Source organism: Mobilisporobacter senegalensis, from assembly GCF_003752155.1.
GTDB lineage: Bacteria > Bacillota > Clostridia > Lachnospirales > Lachnospiraceae > Mobilisporobacter > Mobilisporobacter senegalensis.
The window spans coordinates 362,958-382,468 of sequence record NZ_RJVG01000001.1 but is presented as its reverse complement, the minus strand read 5'-3'; the positions used below and the strand labels follow the sequence as shown (position 1 = coordinate 382,468).

Here is a 19,511-nt window from a genome sequence, read left to right as displayed (position 1 = left end):
TATCAAAATTTGGAGTAAGGAGGTTGCTATTTGAATAAATACAGTTTGGATAAATACAGTAATTCGTGTTTTAAAAATGTAATTGATAACAAGAATAAAAGGTTAATATCTGCTACACATATTATTGGTTTTTTTGGGGAGTCAGTAGAAGATATTACTTTATTCGCATCAAAAATATGTTCTTTAGACAGTTTGGTATTAGTGGTGGATTTAAGTTTTAATAAAAAGCTGTTTTTAAACGTAGTAGGGGATTTGAGCAGCAATACGGTTGTATTTAGAAAAGTTTGTTATACATGTGATGAAGAATATTTTAACAATTTTAAAGATTGTTTTGATATGGTATTTATTTTTAGTGATTTTACATGTATATCAAATTCAATACAAAAAGTCGAATTTGCGTATTTAAGTATTGGGGTGCGCAAATATTCTCTTCTACTTTTAGAGAAGATGTTAGAAACTGTAAATACAAAAATCCCATATGGCTTAATATGCCGGGATACTGAGCAAAGAGCTGAGAAACAATTGGTAAAAGATATGTTGCAAATGTTATGCATCAAAAAGAATAAACCAGAACATATCTATTATGTCCCGCATGATAAGAGGGATTTTGACAGCCTTATCAGATTAGAATATGGAGTCTTAGATATTTCAGAATTATCACAGCCAATGAGTGAAATTATATCTGAAATAAATGAGAAACTAACAAGTCTATCTGGTAAATCAATGCCTTATATGTATCAAAATTTTAACTCAGTTGTTCGTTGGATGATGTAGGAGTAATTAATTAAATACGAAAGATAAATTGGGGGAGTATAATGTGAGAAACAATTTGGATAAAGCTACAGTTGCCCAAAATGTTAGCATTTTTGAAGGGCGAAATGCTAGAAATGAGTTTTGTTATAGGAAACTTCCTGAAGTAGGTATATATATACTTTTTAATGAAGTAATAAAAAGTCACGATAAGTCGGGGAGTCCTTATCGTGGAAGAAGAGGAATAGCACTTGTGAAAGAATATGTAGGAAATAATGTCTATCTCGACGTGTATGCCACACCTTTATATACAAGAAGGGAATGTTTTCAAAAAAATGATATACGGCTTGGCCTGCTTGAATATGTCGTTCTAAAGGATAAGATATTTACTGGTATTGGCAGTGGATATACCAGAGAAGATCTTGATATCAATAATCCTCATCCAGATATATTTTCCTTGTATTGTGAAAATTATAAAATAAAAGAAAAAAAGTATTCTCATGGTTAAAGATCCTTCATAAAGAGGTTAGATATGTTAGAAAAAAAATGTTGTATTTGTAATGATGTATTAAAAATAAATGAATATATTGTGATTAATAATGGGAAATGTATATGCAACTCCTGCATGAATAATATCGCATGCATCAATAAGGAAATAAACCATAATCCAGTCTTATTTATAAATGCATCTGAAAATAAAAAAGAATCCAACACATACATTGAAAAAACCAAGCCAGTAGAGATAAAAGTTCAATTAGATCAATACATAATTGGCCAGGAAGCAGCTAAAAAGATACTTGCAGTGGCTACCTATAATCATTTAAAAAGATGTGAAATGAATGATGCAGAAATAAAAAAGTCTAATATATTATTAATCGGTCCCACAGGAAGCGGCAAAACGTACCTTGTTCAAATGCTTGCAAAAATTTTAAATGTACCTTTTGTTATAATACAGGCAACGTCTTTGACAGAAGCGGGTTATATTGGTGACGATGTTGAAATATGTGTGCAGAGGCTATTAGAAAATGCAGGCGGTGATGTGGCTTTAGCAGAGCGGGGAATTATATTTATTGATGAAATTGATAAATTAACGGCTACATCATCAGAAACCAAGAAGCAGGTAGGAGGAAAAGGTGTTCAGCAAGCATTACTTTCATTGTTGGATGGCATAAAAGTCCATGTGCCTTCAGATACTTTTTCTGGGAAAGGAAAAGCATCTATGATAGAAGTTGATACTACAAATATTTTATTTATATGCGGTGGAGCTTTCCCGGAAGCAGAAAGTATTATTAAAAAAAGGTTAATGGGTAAAAATCCAGTTGGATTTTCCTCTAATTTAAATCCATTAGGGTCAGTAAGGGAAGATAACTTATTACTAAAAGTAAACAATGATGATTTAAAAGAGTTTGGGCTTATCCCAGAATTATTAGGACGTCTCCCAATCATTGCTCCTCTTGAGGGGGTAACCATAGAAAGTTTGAAAAGGATACTTACAGAACCGAGAAATTCAATTGTTTCACAATATCAAAGACTTTTTGATTATGATTCTATAAAGTTAAATTTTGAAGAAGAGGCATTGGAAGAAATAGCAGTTAAGGCTTTTTCAAAAGGAACTGGAGCAAGATCGTTAAGAGGTATATTAGAAGAGTTGTTACTGAATTTAATGTATGAATCTCCATCTAAAATGGACTTAAATGAAATATTTATTACAAAGGAATATGTACATGGTGAAGCTGATCATGCTTCGTAAATCATTGAAGGTGCTGTTGTAAAATACAGCATCTTTTTATTTAAAGAAACTATTAGAAAGCCCTTGACAGCTGTATATTAATTAAGTGCATTATTAAAATAAATATTGGCATGTAATTTAGCGATAAGTATGCTGGTTAAAATTTATAGTAAAATACTATATATATATGAATTTAGGAATTTGAAAGGGAAAACAATGAGAAACAGATATGCATATATAGGACATTTTGAAATTACAAGTGGAGTGATTGACATAGCAGATCCATATATCAATTCTATGACAGTCGCATTAGAACGGATTCCATATGCAAATGAAAAGATGATTAAAGTGCGGAGAGCGTTATCTGGTATGTATGAAGCATACCATGTTATTGATATGAGAACAGATGAGATATATGGTCTGTTAGTATTACACTGCAGTTATGATATAGCAGAGATATCAAAAGAAAAACATATATGTGGCCTAGGATATGCCAGTAGCGGCCTAAGTAACGCGATCGTTGTAGTTGATGAAAGATTTCGTTTTGATACTACCTATTGTTATAATCCAATTGAACTTGAAGCGTATTATGATGGAAATCTCATATTAAAAGAAGTAAGCAAAATGCCTTATGAAGAATGTATTAAAAATGAACTGAAAGAATGGATAAATAATATAATGGGGCAAGAAGATCTGATACATCCTACAGGAACAGATATCATGAAAATTATTGGAGATCGTCCTATATGGAATGGTTTTATGGAATTTAAACTTAATTCAAGTCAATGGTCTGTGGATGTCATTAACCGCTTACGAAATTGTTATACAAATGGGATTGGAATAAAGGGGGGGATTGTTAGTACTTCACCAGGTGGATACCTAAGCTGTCATAGTTTTAATAATCATAGAGGTGACACGTATGCTTTATATATATCATTTCAGCAATCTGCGGATGATAAAAACAATACGGGAACGAAAAGCATGCCTACTTTTGAAGAGTTGTTGTAAGTGCGATATTATGATTCATCTTTCAGGTATTTTTGATTAAAGAGTTCTCTTAGTTCTTCAATATTTTTGGCTTTCTGCAATTCTTTATCAATGATTGCAGTTTGAAATATGCTAAGAGTACAACAACTTCTTTCTATGGTTCTGTCAAAATTTTCTATTATATTTCCATGGGAATCAGTATCCTTTTTTGTAAAGCAGTAGCCATCCGTTTCTAAAATAAGAGGCTTTTTTTTCTCATTATTAAAGTCATAAACATATTTATATAATGATTCGCACTCATAATCAGTACACATTAAACAATTTTTAATTATTTTTTTGTCACTCATAATATTTCTCCATTTAATTCATTATTATTTGTGAATTATTCTTGATACTTTTAGATTTTTGGCAAGATTATTCAGTATAAAATTTATTTGGATTTTAACTCAACAGGATGAAATGAAACATAGAAGAAAGTGTCAAACTCATAAATAAATTATGTATCATAATAAAACATATATGTTTAGTTTAATAAAAAAGTAATTAGAAAGCAAGAGTTAAAATAAAATGCAAATGAGAATAATTATAAAGATGTATTATTTTAAGGACATCCTAACTGGAAGAAATGACATACGAATAAAAGGCAGAAATTTAATTTCTACCTTTTATTAAAATCAAAGCATTCAATTGGTTTAGGACCTCTCATCACAAATCGCTCAATGTAAAGAGATCCATTTTTAGCAGCGCGGACTCTCCAGGATACTAACATAATTTTACCATCTGATATTTCTATACCTGTAATTCCTTTGGTATGAATACAGCATCCGGTATTAAAGTATGGCAGATCCTTTTTCTTGGGAAATTTTGCTCTGTGGGTATGCCCGCAGATAAGCATCTTTTGGTGTTTATGAATCCATTTATTATAAGCAATTTCAATTTTGTGCCTTTTTGATAAATTTTTTGCAGGGCTGGAGGGATTTTGAAATCCAACTACATGCATGAACCTCCAGAAATATCTTAATAATAACATGGAAGCAAGCCAAAATTGATCGTTCATCAAATCTCCCTGATGACCGTGTACAACAAGGATATTCTGCTTTGTTTTTTTATATTTAAGAACTAATGCTTCATGAGCTTTTAATCCAGGGAATAAATGCTGCATTTTTTCATTATATTCATCAAAAAAGTGGTAATAATATTTTCTGAGATATTGGTTGTTTTTTAAATAAATATTATGATTTCCATAGATTAATATAAATTTACCATCATCAAAAAACTTTTTAATTGTTGTAAATATATCTGTATGGGCAGATCTGATATATTTAAATTTAGGATGTTCCCAAAGTTCATCTCCATCCCCAACTTCAACATAGGTATAACCATTATTATAATAATAGTTCAGCGCATAAAGCAGAACGGTCTGATTCCTGGCGAATTCATCGGATACACTGTCATCTCCTCTGTGAATATCACTAAACATAATATATTTTGAATTCTTATCAAAATATTCAACCTTTGCGTATTTGTAGGCTTGAGTCAACCTTCTATCAGTATACATACTATTTTCCTCTCAGTTTATATTTATTTCTTTTCCCCTTCTTTAATAATAAAAGAGTCTATTGATTTAAAAAATTTGTACTTAATATTTTTAATATGACAAATTCGACTTAGGATTATGCAAAATTTTTCAAAGAAAAAGTCTAGATGCAAACCGCATATTTACCATATAGATAACATGTGGTATCATAAATAAAAATTGAAAGAGATTCTGCTTACAAATAAAAACACAGGAGGAAGGATTATGCAAAAGATTAGAGTTGGTATTGTAGGATATGGAAACTTAGGAAAGAGTACCGAATTAGGAATTCGTCAAAATAATGATATGGAACTTATAGGTGTATTTACAAGGAGAGATCCTGCATCCATTCATATTTTAACAGAGGGAGTCAAAGCTTATCACATTGATGATGCAATAAATATGACAGATAAAATAGATGTTATGATTCTATGCGGAGGCAGTATGTCAGACTTACCGGAACAGGGGCCATTCTTCGCAGGATTATTTAATACTGTTGATGGTTTTGATACACATGCAAAGATACCGGAGTATTATGAAGCTGTTGACAAAAAGGCGAAAGATAGCAATCATATATGTGTCATCTCAAGTGGATGGGATCCAGGTATGTTTTCACTGAATCGATTATATGCAAATGTAATATTACCAGAAGGAAATGATTATACATTCTGGGGAAAAGGTGTAAGTCAGGGGCATTCGGATGCAATTCGAAGAATAGAAGGAGTAAAGAATGCAAAGCAATATACAATACCAATCGAGAGTGCAATTGAATCAGTAAGAGAAGGTGAAAATCCAGAGTTTACGACCAGGCAAAAACATATAAGAGAATGTTTTGTGGTTGCAAAGGAGGAGGCAGATAGAGCCCAAATAGAAAGAGAAATCAAAACAATGCCAAATTATTTTGCAGAGTATGATACAACAGTACATTTTATTACAGAAGAAGAATTAGAGAAGAATCATAGTGGCATTCCTCATGGCGGCTTTGTAATTCGAAGTGGTAAGACAGGAGCTAATAATGAAAATACTCACATTATTGAATATAGCCTTAAGTTAGATTCCAATCCGGATTTTACAGCAAATGTACTTCTTGCATATGCAAGAGCTGCTTACAGGCTGAATAAAGAGGGAGGGTCTGGAGCAAAGACAGTATTTGATATTGCGCCAGCATACCTTTCAATTAAATCCAACGAAGAATTAAGGCAGAATTTATTATAGAATATTGGATTATCTTAAGATGAGAGATTGAGCTTAAAAATCCTTGTGATTTATTAAAATAAGAGCATCAATTATAGTAAACTTTAAAATTACTCTAATTGATGCTCTGCTTTTATTTATATCAGTACAAAGGCAAATTGATGTACTTTCGTACCAGTCTGCCAATCTATGGGAAAGGTCTCAGTTTTTAACCGAATAATGACATTGTTAAGAATAAGGTCGACATTAAAGAGGCAACCAAGGATACAACAGTAATCTGAGTATTAATAGATGGACCGGCGGTATCTTTAAATGGATCTCCAACGGTATCTCCTACGACCGCAGATTTATGAGTATCGGATCCCTTTCCACCATGATGTCCAGACTCAACGTACTTCTTTGTATTATCCCATAATCCGCCAGAATTGGACATAAATAATGCAAGGAGTAATCCACTTACGATGTTACCGGTCAAGAAGCCGCCAATTGCCTGAACTCCACCAATAAATCCAACTAAAAGAGTAGTGACAATGGCAAATAAACCAGCAGGGATTAATTCTTTTAGTGAACCATCGGTTGCTATTTCAATACATTTATCATATTCAGGAATTACTCCTTCTTTTCCTTCTTTTAATCCAATGATTTCTTTAAACTGGCGATGGATTTCTGCAACCATACGTTGTGCATTACGTTCAACGCCAAGCATTAACATAGCTGAGAAAACTGCTGGAATGGCAGCTCCGATTAGTAGCCCGAAGAATACAACTGGGTTCATGATATCAAAACCGGTAATGGTTTCCTTGCCTAATTCAATAGCAGCATTATTAACCTCGCTTATAAATGCACCGAGTAATGCTATAACAGTAAGGCCTGCAGCACCAATAGCAAATCCTTTTGTAATTGCTTTAACTGTATTGCCGGCACTATCCAGGGAATCAGTGATTTCAAGAGCTTCATCACCCAGATTGCCCATTTCAACGAGGCCACGGGCATTATCAACAATAGGTCCATAAGCATCATTAGAGATGATCATACCAACGATGGATAACATACCTACAGCCGCCATGGAGATACCGAACATAGCATATCCATCACCCAAAGGTTCACATACTTTATAGGCGGCAAGTGCAGAAACAGCAATACCGGCCATAGCTGGAAGGCAACTCATAAAACCATAGGAGATACCTGATAGAATGGTAAATGCAGGTCCTGATTCAGAAGCTTTTGCAACCATGTGAACAGGTTTTTTAGAATCATCTGTAAAGTAATCACTTGCGATACCAATAATAACACCAACAGACAGACCAATTGCACTAGCAATCCATATACGCCATTCAAAATGAAATGCATAGGTTGCAACAGCAGTTAGTATTGCAAAGATTACGGTTGTAACATATGTACTGCTATTAAGTGCTTTGGTTGGACTTCCATTCTTGCCCATCCTTGCGGTAGCCACACCAATGATAGATGCTAATAATCCAATGGCGGCATAGCAAAATACCATACTTGCATTAAGGGACCCACCCTTTACTCTGTCAAGTGAAACAGCCATAACTAATGCAGCAGCCATAGAAGCAACATTGGAATCAAATAAATCTGCGCCCATACCAGCTACATCACCAACGTTATCACCAACATTATCAGCAATAACAGCCGGATTCCTAGGGTCATCTTCAGGAATTCCAAGTTCTACTTTGCCAACTAAATCCGCACTAATATCCGCAGTTTTTGTAAATATTCCTCCACCGGCTTTGGCAAAAAGGGCAAGTGAACTTGCACCAAAACTAAAGCCAAGTAAGGCTGTCGTATTATTTGTTAAGAGAAGAACTAAAGTTACACCAAGTAAACTACTACCTACAACTGCCATACCCATAACTGCTCCGCCACGGAATCCAGCCATGAAGGAAGGTTTGATTCCTTTTGTTGAAGCTTCAGCAGATTTAATATTGGCAATAGTAGCAATAGTAATACCAATTTTACCGGCAATGCCTGAAAAAATGGTACCAAATAGATAGGATAAAGACATAAGAATGTTATTGTAAGGATTGCCATCCCATATAGGTGAAGGCAATAATATCAGTATAATAACTGCTGCAATTCCACAAAAACGTGTTAGAACTTTGTACTCTTTTGATAGAAATGTTTTAGCTCCATTTTGAATTAGTTTACCTACTTCAGAAATTCGAGGATTAGAAGAAGGTCTGGAAACTACCCACTTATAAAGCCAAAATGCTTCTCCAAATGCCAACAAAGCAATAATGATTGCTACAATTTGAAAAAATAGAACACTCAAATCCATAACTCCATCTCCTTATAATTGTAAAATTGAAAAAATTTCCACCTTATCATACTACCACTATTAAAATATATAATCAAGGAGAATTGTGAAAAAGGTACAATTAATATAAAGGTAATATCTAAAAAAACGACAATTTAAACAAAATAGCAGCAGGAACTGACCATTAATAATTGCAAAGAATTCAAGTATAGTCTAGAATAATCATAGGAAATATATTAGAATATTAGAGTATGACTTTCAGAAACATGACAGTGGGAATAAATTATTGGTAATTAGAATGAAGGTAGTAGAATGAAAGAAGTAATAAAAACCGCAATAAAGTTAACAATACCGGTAATGGTAGGTTACCTGGTATTAGGAACAGCATTTGGATTACTGTTATATAAAGCAGGATTTCATTTCCTATGGGCATTTTTAATAAGTTTGACTGTATATGCTGGATCTATGCAATTTGTCCTTATAAGTTTTTTACAGGGCACCATTGGAATCGTATCAATCGTTATTACTACATTATCTGTAAATAGCCGCCATATTTTCTATGGTATTTCTTTCATAGAAAAGTTTAAACAGATGGGCAAAAGCCGTCCTTATATGATATTCTCTTTGACAGATGAAACCTACTCCTTATTATGTTCCATAAAAAGGCCAGAGGGGATGGATGAAAAAAAATTATTCTTTTTTATTTCTTTTTTTAATCAAATGTATTGGATTTTAGGTTCTGTAATAGGAGGAATCCTTGGTGACCTTATAAGTTTTGATACCAGTGGAATAGAATTCTCTATGACAGCTTTGTTTATTGTAATTTTTGTGGAACAGTGGTTAAGTACAAAGAATCATTTGCCAGCATATATTGGTCTTTTTTGTGGTATTATATCACTTATTCTTTTTGGTGCAGATAATTTTCTCCTTCCAGCCATGGTGATTACTGTAATCATTTTAATGGGATTAAAGAACAGGATTGTAAAAACAGAAGATACTAAAGATGAGGTGTAAAGATGGAATCAACTAAGGCACTGCTTATTATATTAATTGTTGCACTTTGTACTTTTGGTACAAGAGTATTACCTTTTATAATTTTTCGAAAAAATCAGGAACTGCCTCAAATTGTGAAATATCTGGGGGATATTTTACCTATGTCAGTGATTGCAATATTAGTAGTATATTGCTTAAAAGGAGTTAATTTTAAAGGAGCAGGAGGTTTTGTACCATCGATTATATCGGTAGCAACAGTAATTTTGATACATATATGGAAAAGAAACAACCTTATCAGTATTGGAGCCGGGACTCTGATATATATGTTATTAATACATATTTTCTAATGGTAAGAGAAGAAAGAGAGAAGCAAAACACTAGGAGGCAAAATATGAAAAGAATAGCTTTAATGGTATTAAAACTATTATACTATATACCTTATTTATTTTTTAAACTACATCAGCTGAGCAATATAGAGAAATATGATGAAGAGACAAGATATGCTTTTGTTCGTAAAGTAGCAATCAAGGCGAATCGTAAAGGAAGAGTTACAATAGCATCTTTTGGAGAATCAAACTTACCGAAAGAAAATGGATATATTATGTTTCCCAATCATCAAGGTCTTTTTGATGCTTTGTCTTTTTTGGAATCTCATAAAAGGCCATTCTCTGTCGTCATGAAAAAAGAGGTAAAGGATACAATACTTTTAAAACAGATAATCCAGGTATTACAAGCTCAGATTATTGATAGAGAAGATGTACGACAATCTATGAAAGTAATTATGAATATGACAAAAGAAGTAAAGATGGGGAGAAACTACATTATCTTTGCAGAAGGGACCAGATCTAAAAAGCAAAATGAAATATTAGAATTTAAAGGGGGAAGCTTTAAAAGTGCGATGAATGCAAAGTGCCCAATCGTACCCGTTGCTTTGATTGATTCCTTTAAAGCATTTGATACAAATTCTATTGAGAAAGTAACCGTTCAAATTCATTACTTAAAACCATTATATTATGAAGAATATGCAGGTCTGAAATCCACTGAGATAGCCAGAATTGTAGAAGATAGAATTAAACTAACGATTGCAAAGTATACTAAATAGTGAGAAGAAGAAAAGGACGTGTGAACATATGGAATTCTCAGATATGAATTTTGAAAAAGGATTGATTGCGGCACTTGAGTCTCAACGGATTAAAAAACCTACAAAAGTGCAGGAAGCAGTAAGCGAAAAAATATTACTGCATAAGGACTTAATTGTACAGTCAGAAACCGGTTCAGGGAAAACCCTTGCCTATCTTCTGCCTATTTTTGAAAAATATAAAGAAATTGTTAAAACAAATCAGGTCATTGTTCTGGTGCCAACCCATGAACTTGCAATGCAGGTTCACCGACAAGTTGAATTATTAGCAAAATATTCACTCATATCAATTAAGTCAGCTGTGATTATGGGGGATGTGAATATTGAAAGACAGATACTAAAGCTAAAAGAAAAGCCACAGATTATTATCGGAACAGCTGGTCGTATCTTGGAATTAATCAAAAAGAAGAAAATAGCTGCTCACACAGTTAAAACAATTGTTATTGATGAAGCAGATAAATTATTAGATAAAAATAATATTGAACATGTGAAAGCAGTAATAAAATGTACAATGAGAGATAGGCAGCTTTTATTTTTCTCTGCCAGTATGCCTGAGAATGCTATTATTTCTGCAAAACAAATGTGGAATGAAGGGGAAGTACTTCGAATGACCTCCTCTGAAAAGATTCCTGCCAATATAGAACATATATATCTTGTGGTAGAACGTCGGGATAAATTAGAAACGTTAAGAAAGCTGGTTAGAATGTTAAAAGCAAAAAAAGCCATGGTTTTTATTAATAAGGTCAGTGATATTGAAGAGGCTACCCAGAAATTAGTATTTCATGGATTTAAGGCAGAATGTATTCATGGTTCTAATCTAAAGGAAGATAGAAAAAGAGCTATTGATAGTTTTAAAAAGAATAAAATTAAATATTTGATCGCAACAGACATTGCAGCCAGAGGTTTGCATTTTGAGGGTATTGATACAGTATTTCATATTAGTATACCGGAAGATCCCATGGACTACCTTCATCGTGCAGGCAGAACTGGTAGAAATGGAAGTACAGGCAGAAATGTATTAATTATAACGAAAGAAGAATTGCCTAGAATCAAACTTTATCAGAAGACATTCGGCATTAATATTATCCCAAAGAAGATGTATCAGGGAAAATTAGTGAGAGGATAAAGAAATAAATAAAAAGGGTATGGAAAAACACATTATATATGTTTTTTCATACCCTTTTCATTATGTTATCAATTTTCCATATTTAGAAAATTAAAGTACCTCATATCCTTTTAACAATCGTACTCTGCTTGGATGGCGTAGTTTTCTAAGAGCTTTGGCTTCAATTTGTCTGATTCTCTCACGTGTTACATTAAATTCTTTTCCCACTTCTTCAAGAGTTCTGGTTCTTCCATCCTGTAGACCAAAACGCAGGATCAATACACGTTGCTCTCTTTCGGTCAAAGTTTCTAAAAGTTTTCCAATCTGATCCTGTAACACAGAGTATGATGCGGCATCCTCTGGTCCTACAATAGTATCATCCTTAATAAAATCCCCCAGATGACTATCATCTTCTTCACCGATTGGAGTATCGAGAGAAATCGGATCTGCAGAAACTTTTAAAATTTCACGTATTTTTTCAATAGGTAGATTCATAGCATCAGCAAGTTCCTGCTCACTTGGTTCTCTTCCCAATTCTTGTAATAGATTTCTTGAAACACGATAAGTTTTATTAATTACTTCAGACATATGAACTGGAATTCGGATGGTACGGGATTGATCTGCAATTGATCTTGTAATGGCTTGTCTGATCCACCAGGTTGCATAAGTGCTGAATTTAAATCCTTTTGTATAATTAAATTTATCAACTGCCTTTATAAGACCTAAATTACCTTCCTGGATCAGATCAAGGAAAGAGAGCCCTCTTCCCACGTAACGTTTTGCGATACTAACAACAAGACGGAGATTTGATTCTGCCAAAGTCTGCTTTGCAAATGAATCACCATCTTCAATTTTTTTAGCTAATTCAATTTCTTCTGCGATGGTAAGTAGAGGATAGCTTCCGATTTCCTTCAGGTAGAGCTTTACAGGATCATCTGTCATTGCGCTGGCAATTGCAGATACTTCCTCAAGAACATCCCCTTCTTCATCCTCTTCTAATTCAAGAAGAGCATCATCATCTGGTCCGCCCTCCTCTTCAACTAAACTAATCACAGCAATATTATTTGCTTCAAGATATTCATAAATCTTATCAATTTGATTGGTATCAAGATTTAATTCATGAAAGAAATCATTGACTGTTTTTAATTCGATAATTCCTTTGTTTTTCTTTCCGAATTCAATCAATTCCTTCAATTTATCATTAAATATTTCTATTTCTTCACTCATGTAAATTCCTCCAATGGATAATTAACGGCAGAAAGTCTACCAAATAGCATTGTATCACAACTTTAGCAATAATGCTATATGCAATTGTCATAATTCGGTGCTGAATGTTGTCAAAAATTAAATATTTATAGTGATGTATTGAAACAAACATTATTATTGTAAACTTAATTTGTCCTACCAACATTTATGTGTTATAATACTCGCGAAACAATTTCACTTGCTTGCAAGGGTGAAATTGTTCGCGGGCTCATAAAACGTGAAGCGTTTTATGAGAAAACGAGGGAAACAAAAATTCGCGGGCTCATAAAACGTGAAGCGTTTTATGAGAAAACGAGGGAAACAAAGACTCGCGGGCTCAAAACGTGAAGCGTTTTATGAGAAAACGAGGGAAACAAAAAGGTGAGATAGATTTATTTATATATAGACAGACAGGAGGAATTAATATGAGCCAATCATGTTCAAGCAACTGTGGAAGTTGTGATGTAGATTGCGATTCAAGAGAAGCAGCAAAGAATGATTTTTTAGAGCCGGCTAACCCTAATAGTAATATAAAGAAAGTTATTGGTGTTGTTAGCGGAAAAGGTGGTGTGGGAAAATCATTTATCACATCTTATTTATCTGTTCTGTTTAACCGTAAAGGTTATAAAACAGCAATATTAGATGCCGATATTACAGGACCTTCCATACCAAAAGCATTTGGTCTGCATGAAAAAGTAAAAGCCACTGAGTTAGGTATTTTACCTGCCGTTACGAAAACAGGAATCAAAGTGATATCAGTAAATCTTATATTAGATACGGAAGATACTCCTGTAATCTGGAGAGGACCAGTTATCGCAGGTACGGTAAAACAATTCTGGTCTCAGGTAATCTGGGAGGATGTGGACTATATGTTTGTTGATATGCCGCCGGGAACAGGGGATGTCCCATTAACTGTATACCAATCACTGCCTTTAGATGGCATTATTATAGTAACCTCTCCCCAGGAACTGGTATCCATGATCGTATCAAAAGCCATTAAGATGGCATCTGCTATGAATATACCAATTTTGGGAATGGTTGAAAATTATAGCTATATCTCATGTGGAAACTGTGGAGAAAAGATGAGCTTATTCGGTGAGAGCCATGCAAAGGAAATAGCAGATAAATTTGGTATTAAATTATTAGCCCAATTGCCAATGGATCAGGCAATTGCAAAAGCAATTGATAGTGAAAAGGTAGAAGAACTTGAAGGAAGCTGGTTGGATGAAGCTGCTGCCAGTTTGCAAAAAATTTAGTTATAGATTAAATTACAAGTTTTAGATATTATATGGAAATTAATTATTCCATTTTTTTATCAGTTAGGTTATAATAAGTCTGGTGTAGGGTGACGTTATACAAGCACTATAAAAATAAGCTAGTAGTTACTAGTTCATTTAAACATAAGAAAGATATGGAGGAAATTATATGTTAGTATCCGCAAAAGACATGCTTAATAAAGCAAAAGCAGGACATTATGCAGTTGGACAATTTAATATTAACAATTTAGAATGGACAAAAGCAGTTTTATTAACAGCACAAGAACTTAATTCACCAGTTATCCTTGGTGTTTCTGAGGGTGCTGGAAAGTATATGGCAGGATATAAGACAATTGTTGGAATGGTGAACGGAATGTTAGAAGAACTAAAAATTACTGTTCCTGTAGCACTTCATTTAGATCATGGAAGCTTTGATGGAGCTATGAAATGTATCGAAGCTGGATTCTCTTCAGTAATGTTTGATGGTTCTCACTATCCAATTGAAGAAAATATTGAAAAAACAACTGAATTAGTTAAAATCTGCAATAGCAAAGGTATTTCTCTTGAAGCAGAAGTTGGTTCTATTGGTGGAGAAGAAGATGGCGTTGTAGGCGCTGGTGAATGTGCTGATCCAGAAGAATGTAAACAAGTCGCTGATCTTGGAGTAACTATGTTAGCGGCAGGTATTGGTAACATCCATGGTAAATATCCGGAAAACTGGGCTGGACTTAGCTTTGAAACATTAGATGCAATCAGCAGATTAACTGGTGATATGCCTTTAGTACTTCATGGAGGTACTGGTATTCCAGAAGATATGATCAAAAAAGCAATTCATTTAGGCGTTGCTAAAATCAATGTTAATACTGAATGCCAATTAACTTTCGCAGAGGCTACCCGCAAGTATATTGAAGCTGGTAAAGATCTTGAAGGAAAAGGATTCGATCCTCGTAAACTTTTAGCTCCAGGATTTGAAGCTATTAAAGCAACCGTGAAAGAAAAAATGGAGCTTTTTGGTTCCGTAGGTCAGGCAAACTAATTTTATATTAAAAACAGACGTTTTGCTTTTAAAGATTTTATAAGCCTTGTGAAAAATCAATCATTTGGATATCAAATGATCATTTATCACAAGGCTTTTTTGTTCTTAAATAAAGTAAGGTGTTATATTTAAGTATCTAAAAATAGCAAACGCTAAACTAGTTTCTGACCGCAATTAGGGCAGAAGTTTGCTTCACCAGTTTTTTGGCCACAGTTTGGACAGAAGTTAGGTTTTGCACCGTTTGATGGGGCTGCATTAACATTACCTTGGTGATTCGGGTTCATATTTTGCATCATCTGGTTAGCCATATTCATTCCCATCATCATCCCAGCCATATCAGAAGCAACACTGCCGCCTTTTATCTGACCATTGGCCATACCGTCAACCATGGAAACCTGCTGGTATTTGCCTAAATCTCCAATCATACTGTGAGAGGCATTTTTGGTAATCATTTCCTGTATTTCTTCTGGATAATTAAAGCTCATTATATTAAAATCTGTAATAGTCATACCCATATCAAGAATTTCCATATCTAAATCTTCTTCGATACCTTTTGCAATGGAGAAAGCATTCGCCTGAAGGTTAAACATATCTTTCCCTTCTTTAGAGATCCATTTCATCAGGAGTTGATCTAATACAGATGTAATTCTTAGTTTTACATCATCTACAAAATAATTTGTTTTCACGCCAGCAATTTTATCAATTAATGCAATATAATCATTTACTTTAAAAGCGAATGTACCATTTGCACGAATTGGAAGGCCGCCTGGAAGCTGTGGTGTCGGAATGTTTATTGCATTTTTGGTTCCCCATTTTACAGGAAATTCTTTGGTATTAATAAATAATACTTCAGCGCGCATCCCACTGTTAAAGCCAAATTTAAATCCTTTTAATGTTGAAAGAAAAGGTATTATCTGTGATTCAATATCATAATCTCCTTCATCTTTAAAGATACCCTCTATCTTCCCGTTGAATAAAAAGATGGCATCCTGGCCAGGACGGATAATTAGTTTACTGCCTTTTTTAATTTCACGATTACTCCATTTATAGAAGATCATATCATCGCGAAACTCTTCCCATTCAACTACATTCGCTAATTGCTTTCCTAAAATTCCCATATGCTATTTCCCTTTCTTTAATAAATTTAAACTGTTATCTAGAAACTTCTGCCACCACCGCTATGGGAGCGACCGCCACTTGAGACACCACTACCGCCACCGCCAGAACGATTATTATTGTTTTGTGGTCTTCTGGTTTTTGTAGTCGTAGTTCTGATATAATCATCACGCTGGGCAATCACTCTTGAATGATTGGCATCCAAATAAGTTCTTTCATTTACAGTAACACGTCCTCCTGAATTAAAAGCCATAATACCTACAGCAATACCACCAATCACAAGGGCTATAATTAATTGAACCCAAAATTCAGATAAAATGGAGTTTGCTCCATTTTCTTCTTCATAGTATTTATCACTGCTGGCATAATTATTATCAGGTGCATGAGTTGCAGTATCTTTACTAGGATCTATACCCAAGTAATAGTCAACTTCTTCTAAAAAGGTAACAAAAGCCTGATAATATTCCTCATCGGATAAGTATGGAGTGACATCGTCTAAAATATATTCAATACGTGAACTGTTAATTAGAGATTTATTTGTTCCATAGCCTTGAATTTCTACTCCACGGTTTCCGGATTCCATATTCACAAAGATTATGGTACTGTCTGTTACTTCTTTCTCATCTGCAAAATCTTCCATATAAACTTTTCTTGATTTTCCATCACTATCTTCATCTGTAAGAATGTAGATATCAGTATTATATTTTTCTCCAATTTCTAAAGCCGCAGATTCCAGAGACATAAGCTCTTCAGAAGTTAGTAATCCTGCATTATCGTAAACTTTTTGACTGGTTGAGTCTGCATGCACATATAGAATTGGCTTAATCATAAGGAATGAAAATACTAGTACAAATGTCAGGAGAATTCCAGATGTTAAAGCTTTTGCTCTGTATAAATAATTCTTCATCAGGTTTAATGTATTCATTAGAATCCACCTCCTAATATAAATGTAAGAATCCTCAAAATAAGAAGTGATATAACGCTGATTCCGCCAAACCAGGTAAAAATCTTTCCTATGCTAAGAGGAGGAGTCCCCACAATTTTACCAGTTTGGCCGTTCATTGCAAATATATGCTCGGATTGTTTATAATCATAGCATACCATCCATACCGGCAAGAGGGTATAAAATGATTCCATCTGACTAATATCTATACGTTTGTGATTGTATGTAGTGGTTGAATAACCGTTTATTGTGGAACGTATATAATTATCTACATAGTGATTGGCTCTTTCTTTCGCCCTGGTGAATAAATCCTTATCAGTGTAATTATACTTCTCAGCAATAAAACCAGCCAGGTATGGAGTGTTAAAATCCTTTAGATTTGAATAATTATATGGCTCTAATTTATCCATTAATTTATCATTCATCTTTTCAGATGCATCCACAGGAACTTTAAGAAAAGTCAAATCCACATTACGATATACATTAAAGAAACTCGTCTCAGTATAATCATAATCCCCTCTGGAATAAGTTCTAACCTTTGTACATGTTGCATTTACTTCACCAGATCCATTCAAATCATAAAGCCAGAATGGGACATAAATCCCAGTAATACTTTTAATACGATCTGCATTCATGAATCCTTTTGGGGTTAATAATCCTTTTTTACACCAGGATTTAAACGCATTTTGAGCCTGCTCTTTACTTATTGTAAAAGGAATTACCTTTACAGGTGCAAGCTCTCCTGATAATCGATCACTTAATACGACTCCGGCGCCACAGAAACTGCAAGTGGTAGCTGTAGTCTCCGGTTCTGTCAGAATAACAGCCCCACAGTTTTTACAATGATACTCTGTTACCTCCCCCTCTTGAAAAGTATGAGAGTTATTTGTGCCATGAAAATGTGTATCCTCATTATTGCTTTTAATATTTTCCTTTGGAAAAGTTTCAATATTGTCTTTCCTGCCGCAACTGTCACATGCTAACATTCCGGAATTACTGTCAAAGGCCATGTCAGAACCACAATTAGGACATTTATATTGTATAACCATAGAATGATCACCTCCCTGAACTTATGAAAAGGCCATAGCTAGAGCTATAGCCTCCTTATATTCTATATTTTTACTTTATCACTCACTTTTCATTTAGTTGCCCAGGTTTGCTTTTAGGGCAGATAACTCGGCATCAATATCTGTGCTAGAACTATTTGAATATTTTGCAGCCAGATCTTCAATATCATCCTCAGAAGAAGAATTGAGTTCTGCCATGGCATTTGCTTTATCAAGCATGCGTTCCGCTTTTTCTTCCATACGGTCAAATGCAGAGATAGAATTGTTTGCACTACTTATGGAAGAGCCGATGCTATTGATTCTCTCTTGTGTTTTGGCAACGGCAATCTTACCTTTGATCATATCTTTTCTGGCTTCCAGCTCTCCAATGTCTTTGACAAGTTTGTCATGCATTTCTTTCATACGGGTTGCATTGGTGTTTGCCATTTCATATGACTTTTGCAGATCTGCCAGTTTACCAGACAAAGAGGCTTTCTTCTCTAAAAATTTTCTTGCATCGCCTTCATTACCGGATTCTAAAGCTTTAACAGCATAGTTTTGCATTTTTGTGATGTCTTCATTACATTCATCTAAAGTTCTTTTTGCTCTTTGCTCTTCTGCCATAATAGAAGCTGTTTCAGATTTCACTTTTCCTAAGTCACTATTTAGATTCCTTAAGCATTGATCGATCATCTTTTCTGGATCCTCCGCCTTATCTAAAAGCGCGTTAATGTTACTTGACATAATGTCTTTAAATCTTGATAAAATTCCCATGATACATACCTCCAAATTAATTTTCACTTGATTCCCTTCGTAAAAGTAACTTTTACGGTTGAGCTTAAATTTTTATTAAAATAATAATTATTTACAATTATAAGTGTATTATTTTTCCATGCTAACGTCAAGTTAAAAGAATATTAGAATCCATAATTGACCTTCAATACAGGCAAAATCAAGCCAATTTGATCATATTTAATTTGGATTGTAATAGGGAAGATATGATTCTTTCACACTTTATCTTAACTTTTCTAATCTTTTTCTAATTTGGTCCGATTCATAAAAACGGTTGAAAATTCACAAAATATATTGTAAAGTGTTAATAAAATGTTACAGTTCAGC

General features: G+C 34.0%; 19 protein-coding genes. 11 read left to right on the top strand and 8 right to left on the bottom strand.

All coding sequences use genetic code 11. The features are described from left to right. The first annotated feature begins 30 nt into the window (after nucleotides 1–30). The 4 genes from EDD66_RS01725 (at nucleotide 31) to EDD66_RS01710 (ending at nucleotide 3,487) form a co-directional block, all read left to right on the top strand. On the top strand, nucleotides 31–774 hold the full coding sequence (locus EDD66_RS01725) for a hypothetical protein (protein ID WP_123607818.1): 744 nt from the start codon (nucleotides 31–33) through the stop codon (nucleotides 772–774). Nucleotides 775–817: 43 nt separating this feature from the next. Continuing rightward, nucleotides 818–1,258, top strand: coding sequence for a hypothetical protein (locus EDD66_RS01720; RefSeq protein ID WP_123607817.1), 441 nt, complete (start codon nucleotides 818–820; stop codon nucleotides 1,256–1,258). 24 nt (nucleotides 1,259–1,282) lie between these two features. Continuing rightward, nucleotides 1,283–2,500: an ATP-dependent Clp protease ATP-binding subunit ClpX gene (clpX, locus tag EDD66_RS01715; protein WP_123607816.1), complete on the top strand. Its 1,218-nt coding sequence runs from the start codon at nucleotides 1,283–1,285 to the stop codon at nucleotides 2,498–2,500. A 195-nt stretch (nucleotides 2,501–2,695) separates the two neighbouring features. Beyond that, the gene (locus EDD66_RS01710) at nucleotides 2,696–3,487 is read left to right on the top strand and encodes a hypothetical protein (protein WP_123607815.1); all 792 of its coding nucleotides are present in this window, start codon (nucleotides 2,696–2,698) and stop codon (nucleotides 3,485–3,487) included. Nucleotides 3,488–3,495: 8 nt separating this feature from the next. Here EDD66_RS01710 and EDD66_RS01705 read toward each other — a convergent pair whose 3' ends face one another. Both EDD66_RS01705 and EDD66_RS01700 read right to left on the bottom strand, forming a co-directional pair. Then, entirely contained in the window at nucleotides 3,496–3,813 is a 318-nt protein-coding gene (locus EDD66_RS01705) for a hypothetical protein (protein WP_123607814.1), read from the bottom strand. Between the two features lie 311 nt (nucleotides 3,814–4,124). Next, a complete protein-coding gene (locus EDD66_RS01700) occupies nucleotides 4,125–5,024 on the bottom strand; it encodes a metallophosphoesterase family protein (RefSeq protein WP_123607813.1) in 900 nt (299 codons plus the stop codon). Between the two features lie 243 nt (nucleotides 5,025–5,267). Between EDD66_RS01700 and EDD66_RS01695 the strand changes: the two genes are divergently transcribed. Continuing rightward, a complete protein-coding gene (locus EDD66_RS01695; RefSeq protein WP_123607812.1) occupies nucleotides 5,268–6,257 on the top strand; it encodes a diaminopimelate dehydrogenase in 990 nt (329 codons plus the stop codon). Between the two features lie 187 nt (nucleotides 6,258–6,444). Here EDD66_RS01695 and EDD66_RS01690 read toward each other — a convergent pair whose 3' ends face one another. Then, a complete protein-coding gene (locus EDD66_RS01690; RefSeq protein ID WP_123607811.1) occupies nucleotides 6,445–8,535 on the bottom strand; it encodes a sodium-translocating pyrophosphatase in 2,091 nt (696 codons plus the stop codon). 291 nt (nucleotides 8,536–8,826) lie between these two features. On the opposite strand from EDD66_RS01690, the gene EDD66_RS01685 reads away from it, so the two are divergent. The 4 genes from EDD66_RS01685 to EDD66_RS01670 are packed head-to-tail and all read left to right on the top strand — an operon-like array spanning nucleotide 8,827 to nucleotide 11,771. Then, nucleotides 8,827–9,528: an AzlC family ABC transporter permease gene (locus EDD66_RS01685; RefSeq protein WP_123607810.1), complete on the top strand. Its 702-nt coding sequence runs from the start codon at nucleotides 8,827–8,829 to the stop codon at nucleotides 9,526–9,528. A 2-nt stretch (nucleotides 9,529–9,530) separates the two neighbouring features. After that, nucleotides 9,531–9,854 carry a branched-chain amino acid transporter permease gene (locus EDD66_RS01680; RefSeq protein WP_123607809.1) on the top strand — a complete coding sequence of 108 codons (324 nt, stop codon included), beginning with the start codon at nucleotides 9,531–9,533 and terminating at the stop codon, nucleotides 9,852–9,854. 44 nt (nucleotides 9,855–9,898) lie between these two features. Continuing rightward, nucleotides 9,899–10,609, top strand: a complete 711-nt coding sequence (locus EDD66_RS01675; protein ID WP_123607808.1) for a lysophospholipid acyltransferase family protein — start codon at nucleotides 9,899–9,901, stop codon at nucleotides 10,607–10,609. A 28-nt stretch (nucleotides 10,610–10,637) separates the two neighbouring features. Beyond that, nucleotides 10,638–11,771 (top strand): DEAD/DEAH box helicase, encoded by a 1,134-nt coding sequence (locus tag EDD66_RS01670; RefSeq protein ID WP_123607807.1) that lies wholly within the window; start codon nucleotides 10,638–10,640, stop codon nucleotides 11,769–11,771. Nucleotides 11,772–11,861: 90 nt separating this feature from the next. Here EDD66_RS01670 and rpoD read toward each other — a convergent pair whose 3' ends face one another. Next, nucleotides 11,862–12,977 carry an RNA polymerase sigma factor RpoD gene (rpoD, locus tag EDD66_RS01665; protein WP_123607806.1) on the bottom strand — a complete coding sequence of 372 codons (1,116 nt, stop codon included), beginning with the start codon at nucleotides 12,975–12,977 and terminating at the stop codon, nucleotides 11,862–11,864. Nucleotides 12,978–13,420: 443 nt separating this feature from the next. Here rpoD and EDD66_RS01660 point away from each other — a divergent pair, with 443 nt between their 5' ends. Both EDD66_RS01660 and fba read left to right on the top strand, forming a co-directional pair. After that, a complete protein-coding gene (locus EDD66_RS01660) occupies nucleotides 13,421–14,251 on the top strand; it encodes an Mrp/NBP35 family ATP-binding protein (RefSeq protein ID WP_123607805.1) in 831 nt (276 codons plus the stop codon). A 169-nt stretch (nucleotides 14,252–14,420) separates the two neighbouring features. Continuing rightward, entirely contained in the window at nucleotides 14,421–15,287 is an 867-nt protein-coding gene (gene fba, locus EDD66_RS01655; protein ID WP_123607804.1) for a class II fructose-1,6-bisphosphate aldolase, read from the top strand. Between the two features lie 152 nt (nucleotides 15,288–15,439). Here the strand turns inward: fba and EDD66_RS01650 are convergent, their stop codons facing one another. The 4 genes from EDD66_RS01650 to EDD66_RS01635 form a co-directional block, all read right to left on the bottom strand. Continuing rightward, on the bottom strand, nucleotides 15,440–16,405 hold the full coding sequence (locus EDD66_RS01650) for an SPFH domain-containing protein (RefSeq protein ID WP_123607803.1): 966 nt from the start codon (nucleotides 16,403–16,405) through the stop codon (nucleotides 15,440–15,442). Nucleotides 16,406–16,443: 38 nt separating this feature from the next. Next, on the bottom strand, nucleotides 16,444–17,328 hold the full coding sequence (locus tag EDD66_RS01645) for a TPM domain-containing protein (RefSeq protein ID WP_123607802.1): 885 nt from the start codon (nucleotides 17,326–17,328) through the stop codon (nucleotides 16,444–16,446). Beyond that, nucleotides 17,328–18,395: a TFIIB-type zinc ribbon-containing protein gene (locus EDD66_RS01640; RefSeq protein WP_123607801.1), complete on the bottom strand. Its 1,068-nt coding sequence runs from the start codon at nucleotides 18,393–18,395 to the stop codon at nucleotides 17,328–17,330. Before EDD66_RS01640 ends, EDD66_RS01645 begins: the two co-directional genes overlap by 1 nt. A 93-nt stretch (nucleotides 18,396–18,488) precedes the next feature. Next, on the bottom strand, nucleotides 18,489–19,166 hold the full coding sequence (locus EDD66_RS01635; protein ID WP_123607800.1) for a PspA/IM30 family protein: 678 nt from the start codon (nucleotides 19,164–19,166) through the stop codon (nucleotides 18,489–18,491). Nucleotides 19,167–19,511 lie beyond the last annotated feature (345 nt).

What these genes read in the sequence shown, in the direction of transcription:
- EDD66_RS01710 (WP_123607815.1), top strand. Translation starts at nt 2,696, where the DNA reads ATGAGAAACAGATATGCATATATAGGACATTTTGAAATTACAAGTGGA.
- EDD66_RS01705 (WP_123607814.1), bottom strand. Translation starts at nt 3,813, where the DNA reads ATGAGTGACAAAAAAATAATTAAAAATTGTTTAATGTGTACTGATTAT.
- rpoD (WP_123607806.1), bottom strand. Translation starts at nt 12,977, where the DNA reads ATGAGTGAAGAAATAGAAATATTTAATGATAAATTGAAGGAATTGATT.
- EDD66_RS01700 (WP_123607813.1), bottom strand. Translation starts at nt 5,024, where the DNA reads ATGTATACTGATAGAAGGTTGACTCAAGCCTACAAATACGCAAAGGTT.
- EDD66_RS01695 (WP_123607812.1), top strand. Translation starts at nt 5,268, where the DNA reads ATGCAAAAGATTAGAGTTGGTATTGTAGGATATGGAAACTTAGGAAAG.
- EDD66_RS01685 (WP_123607810.1), top strand. Translation starts at nt 8,827, where the DNA reads ATGAAAGAAGTAATAAAAACCGCAATAAAGTTAACAATACCGGTAATG.
- fba (WP_123607804.1), top strand. Translation starts at nt 14,421, where the DNA reads ATGTTAGTATCCGCAAAAGACATGCTTAATAAAGCAAAAGCAGGACAT.
- EDD66_RS01670 (WP_123607807.1), top strand. Translation starts at nt 10,638, where the DNA reads ATGGAATTCTCAGATATGAATTTTGAAAAAGGATTGATTGCGGCACTT.
- EDD66_RS01640 (WP_123607801.1), bottom strand. Translation starts at nt 18,395, where the DNA reads ATGGTTATACAATATAAATGTCCTAATTGTGGTTCTGACATGGCCTTT.
- EDD66_RS01660 (WP_123607805.1), top strand. Translation starts at nt 13,421, where the DNA reads ATGAGCCAATCATGTTCAAGCAACTGTGGAAGTTGTGATGTAGATTGC.
- clpX (WP_123607816.1), top strand. Translation starts at nt 1,283, where the DNA reads ATGTTAGAAAAAAAATGTTGTATTTGTAATGATGTATTAAAAATAAAT.
- EDD66_RS01650 (WP_123607803.1), bottom strand. Translation starts at nt 16,405, where the DNA reads ATGGGAATTTTAGGAAAGCAATTAGCGAATGTAGTTGAATGGGAAGAG.
- EDD66_RS01675 (WP_123607808.1), top strand. Translation starts at nt 9,899, where the DNA reads ATGAAAAGAATAGCTTTAATGGTATTAAAACTATTATACTATATACCT.
- EDD66_RS01690 (WP_123607811.1), bottom strand. Translation starts at nt 8,535, where the DNA reads ATGGATTTGAGTGTTCTATTTTTTCAAATTGTAGCAATCATTATTGCT.
- EDD66_RS01635 (WP_123607800.1), bottom strand. Translation starts at nt 19,166, where the DNA reads ATGGGAATTTTATCAAGATTTAAAGACATTATGTCAAGTAACATTAAC.
- EDD66_RS01645 (WP_123607802.1), bottom strand. Translation starts at nt 17,328, where the DNA reads ATGAATACATTAAACCTGATGAAGAATTATTTATACAGAGCAAAAGCT.
- EDD66_RS01680 (WP_123607809.1), top strand. Translation starts at nt 9,531, where the DNA reads ATGGAATCAACTAAGGCACTGCTTATTATATTAATTGTTGCACTTTGT.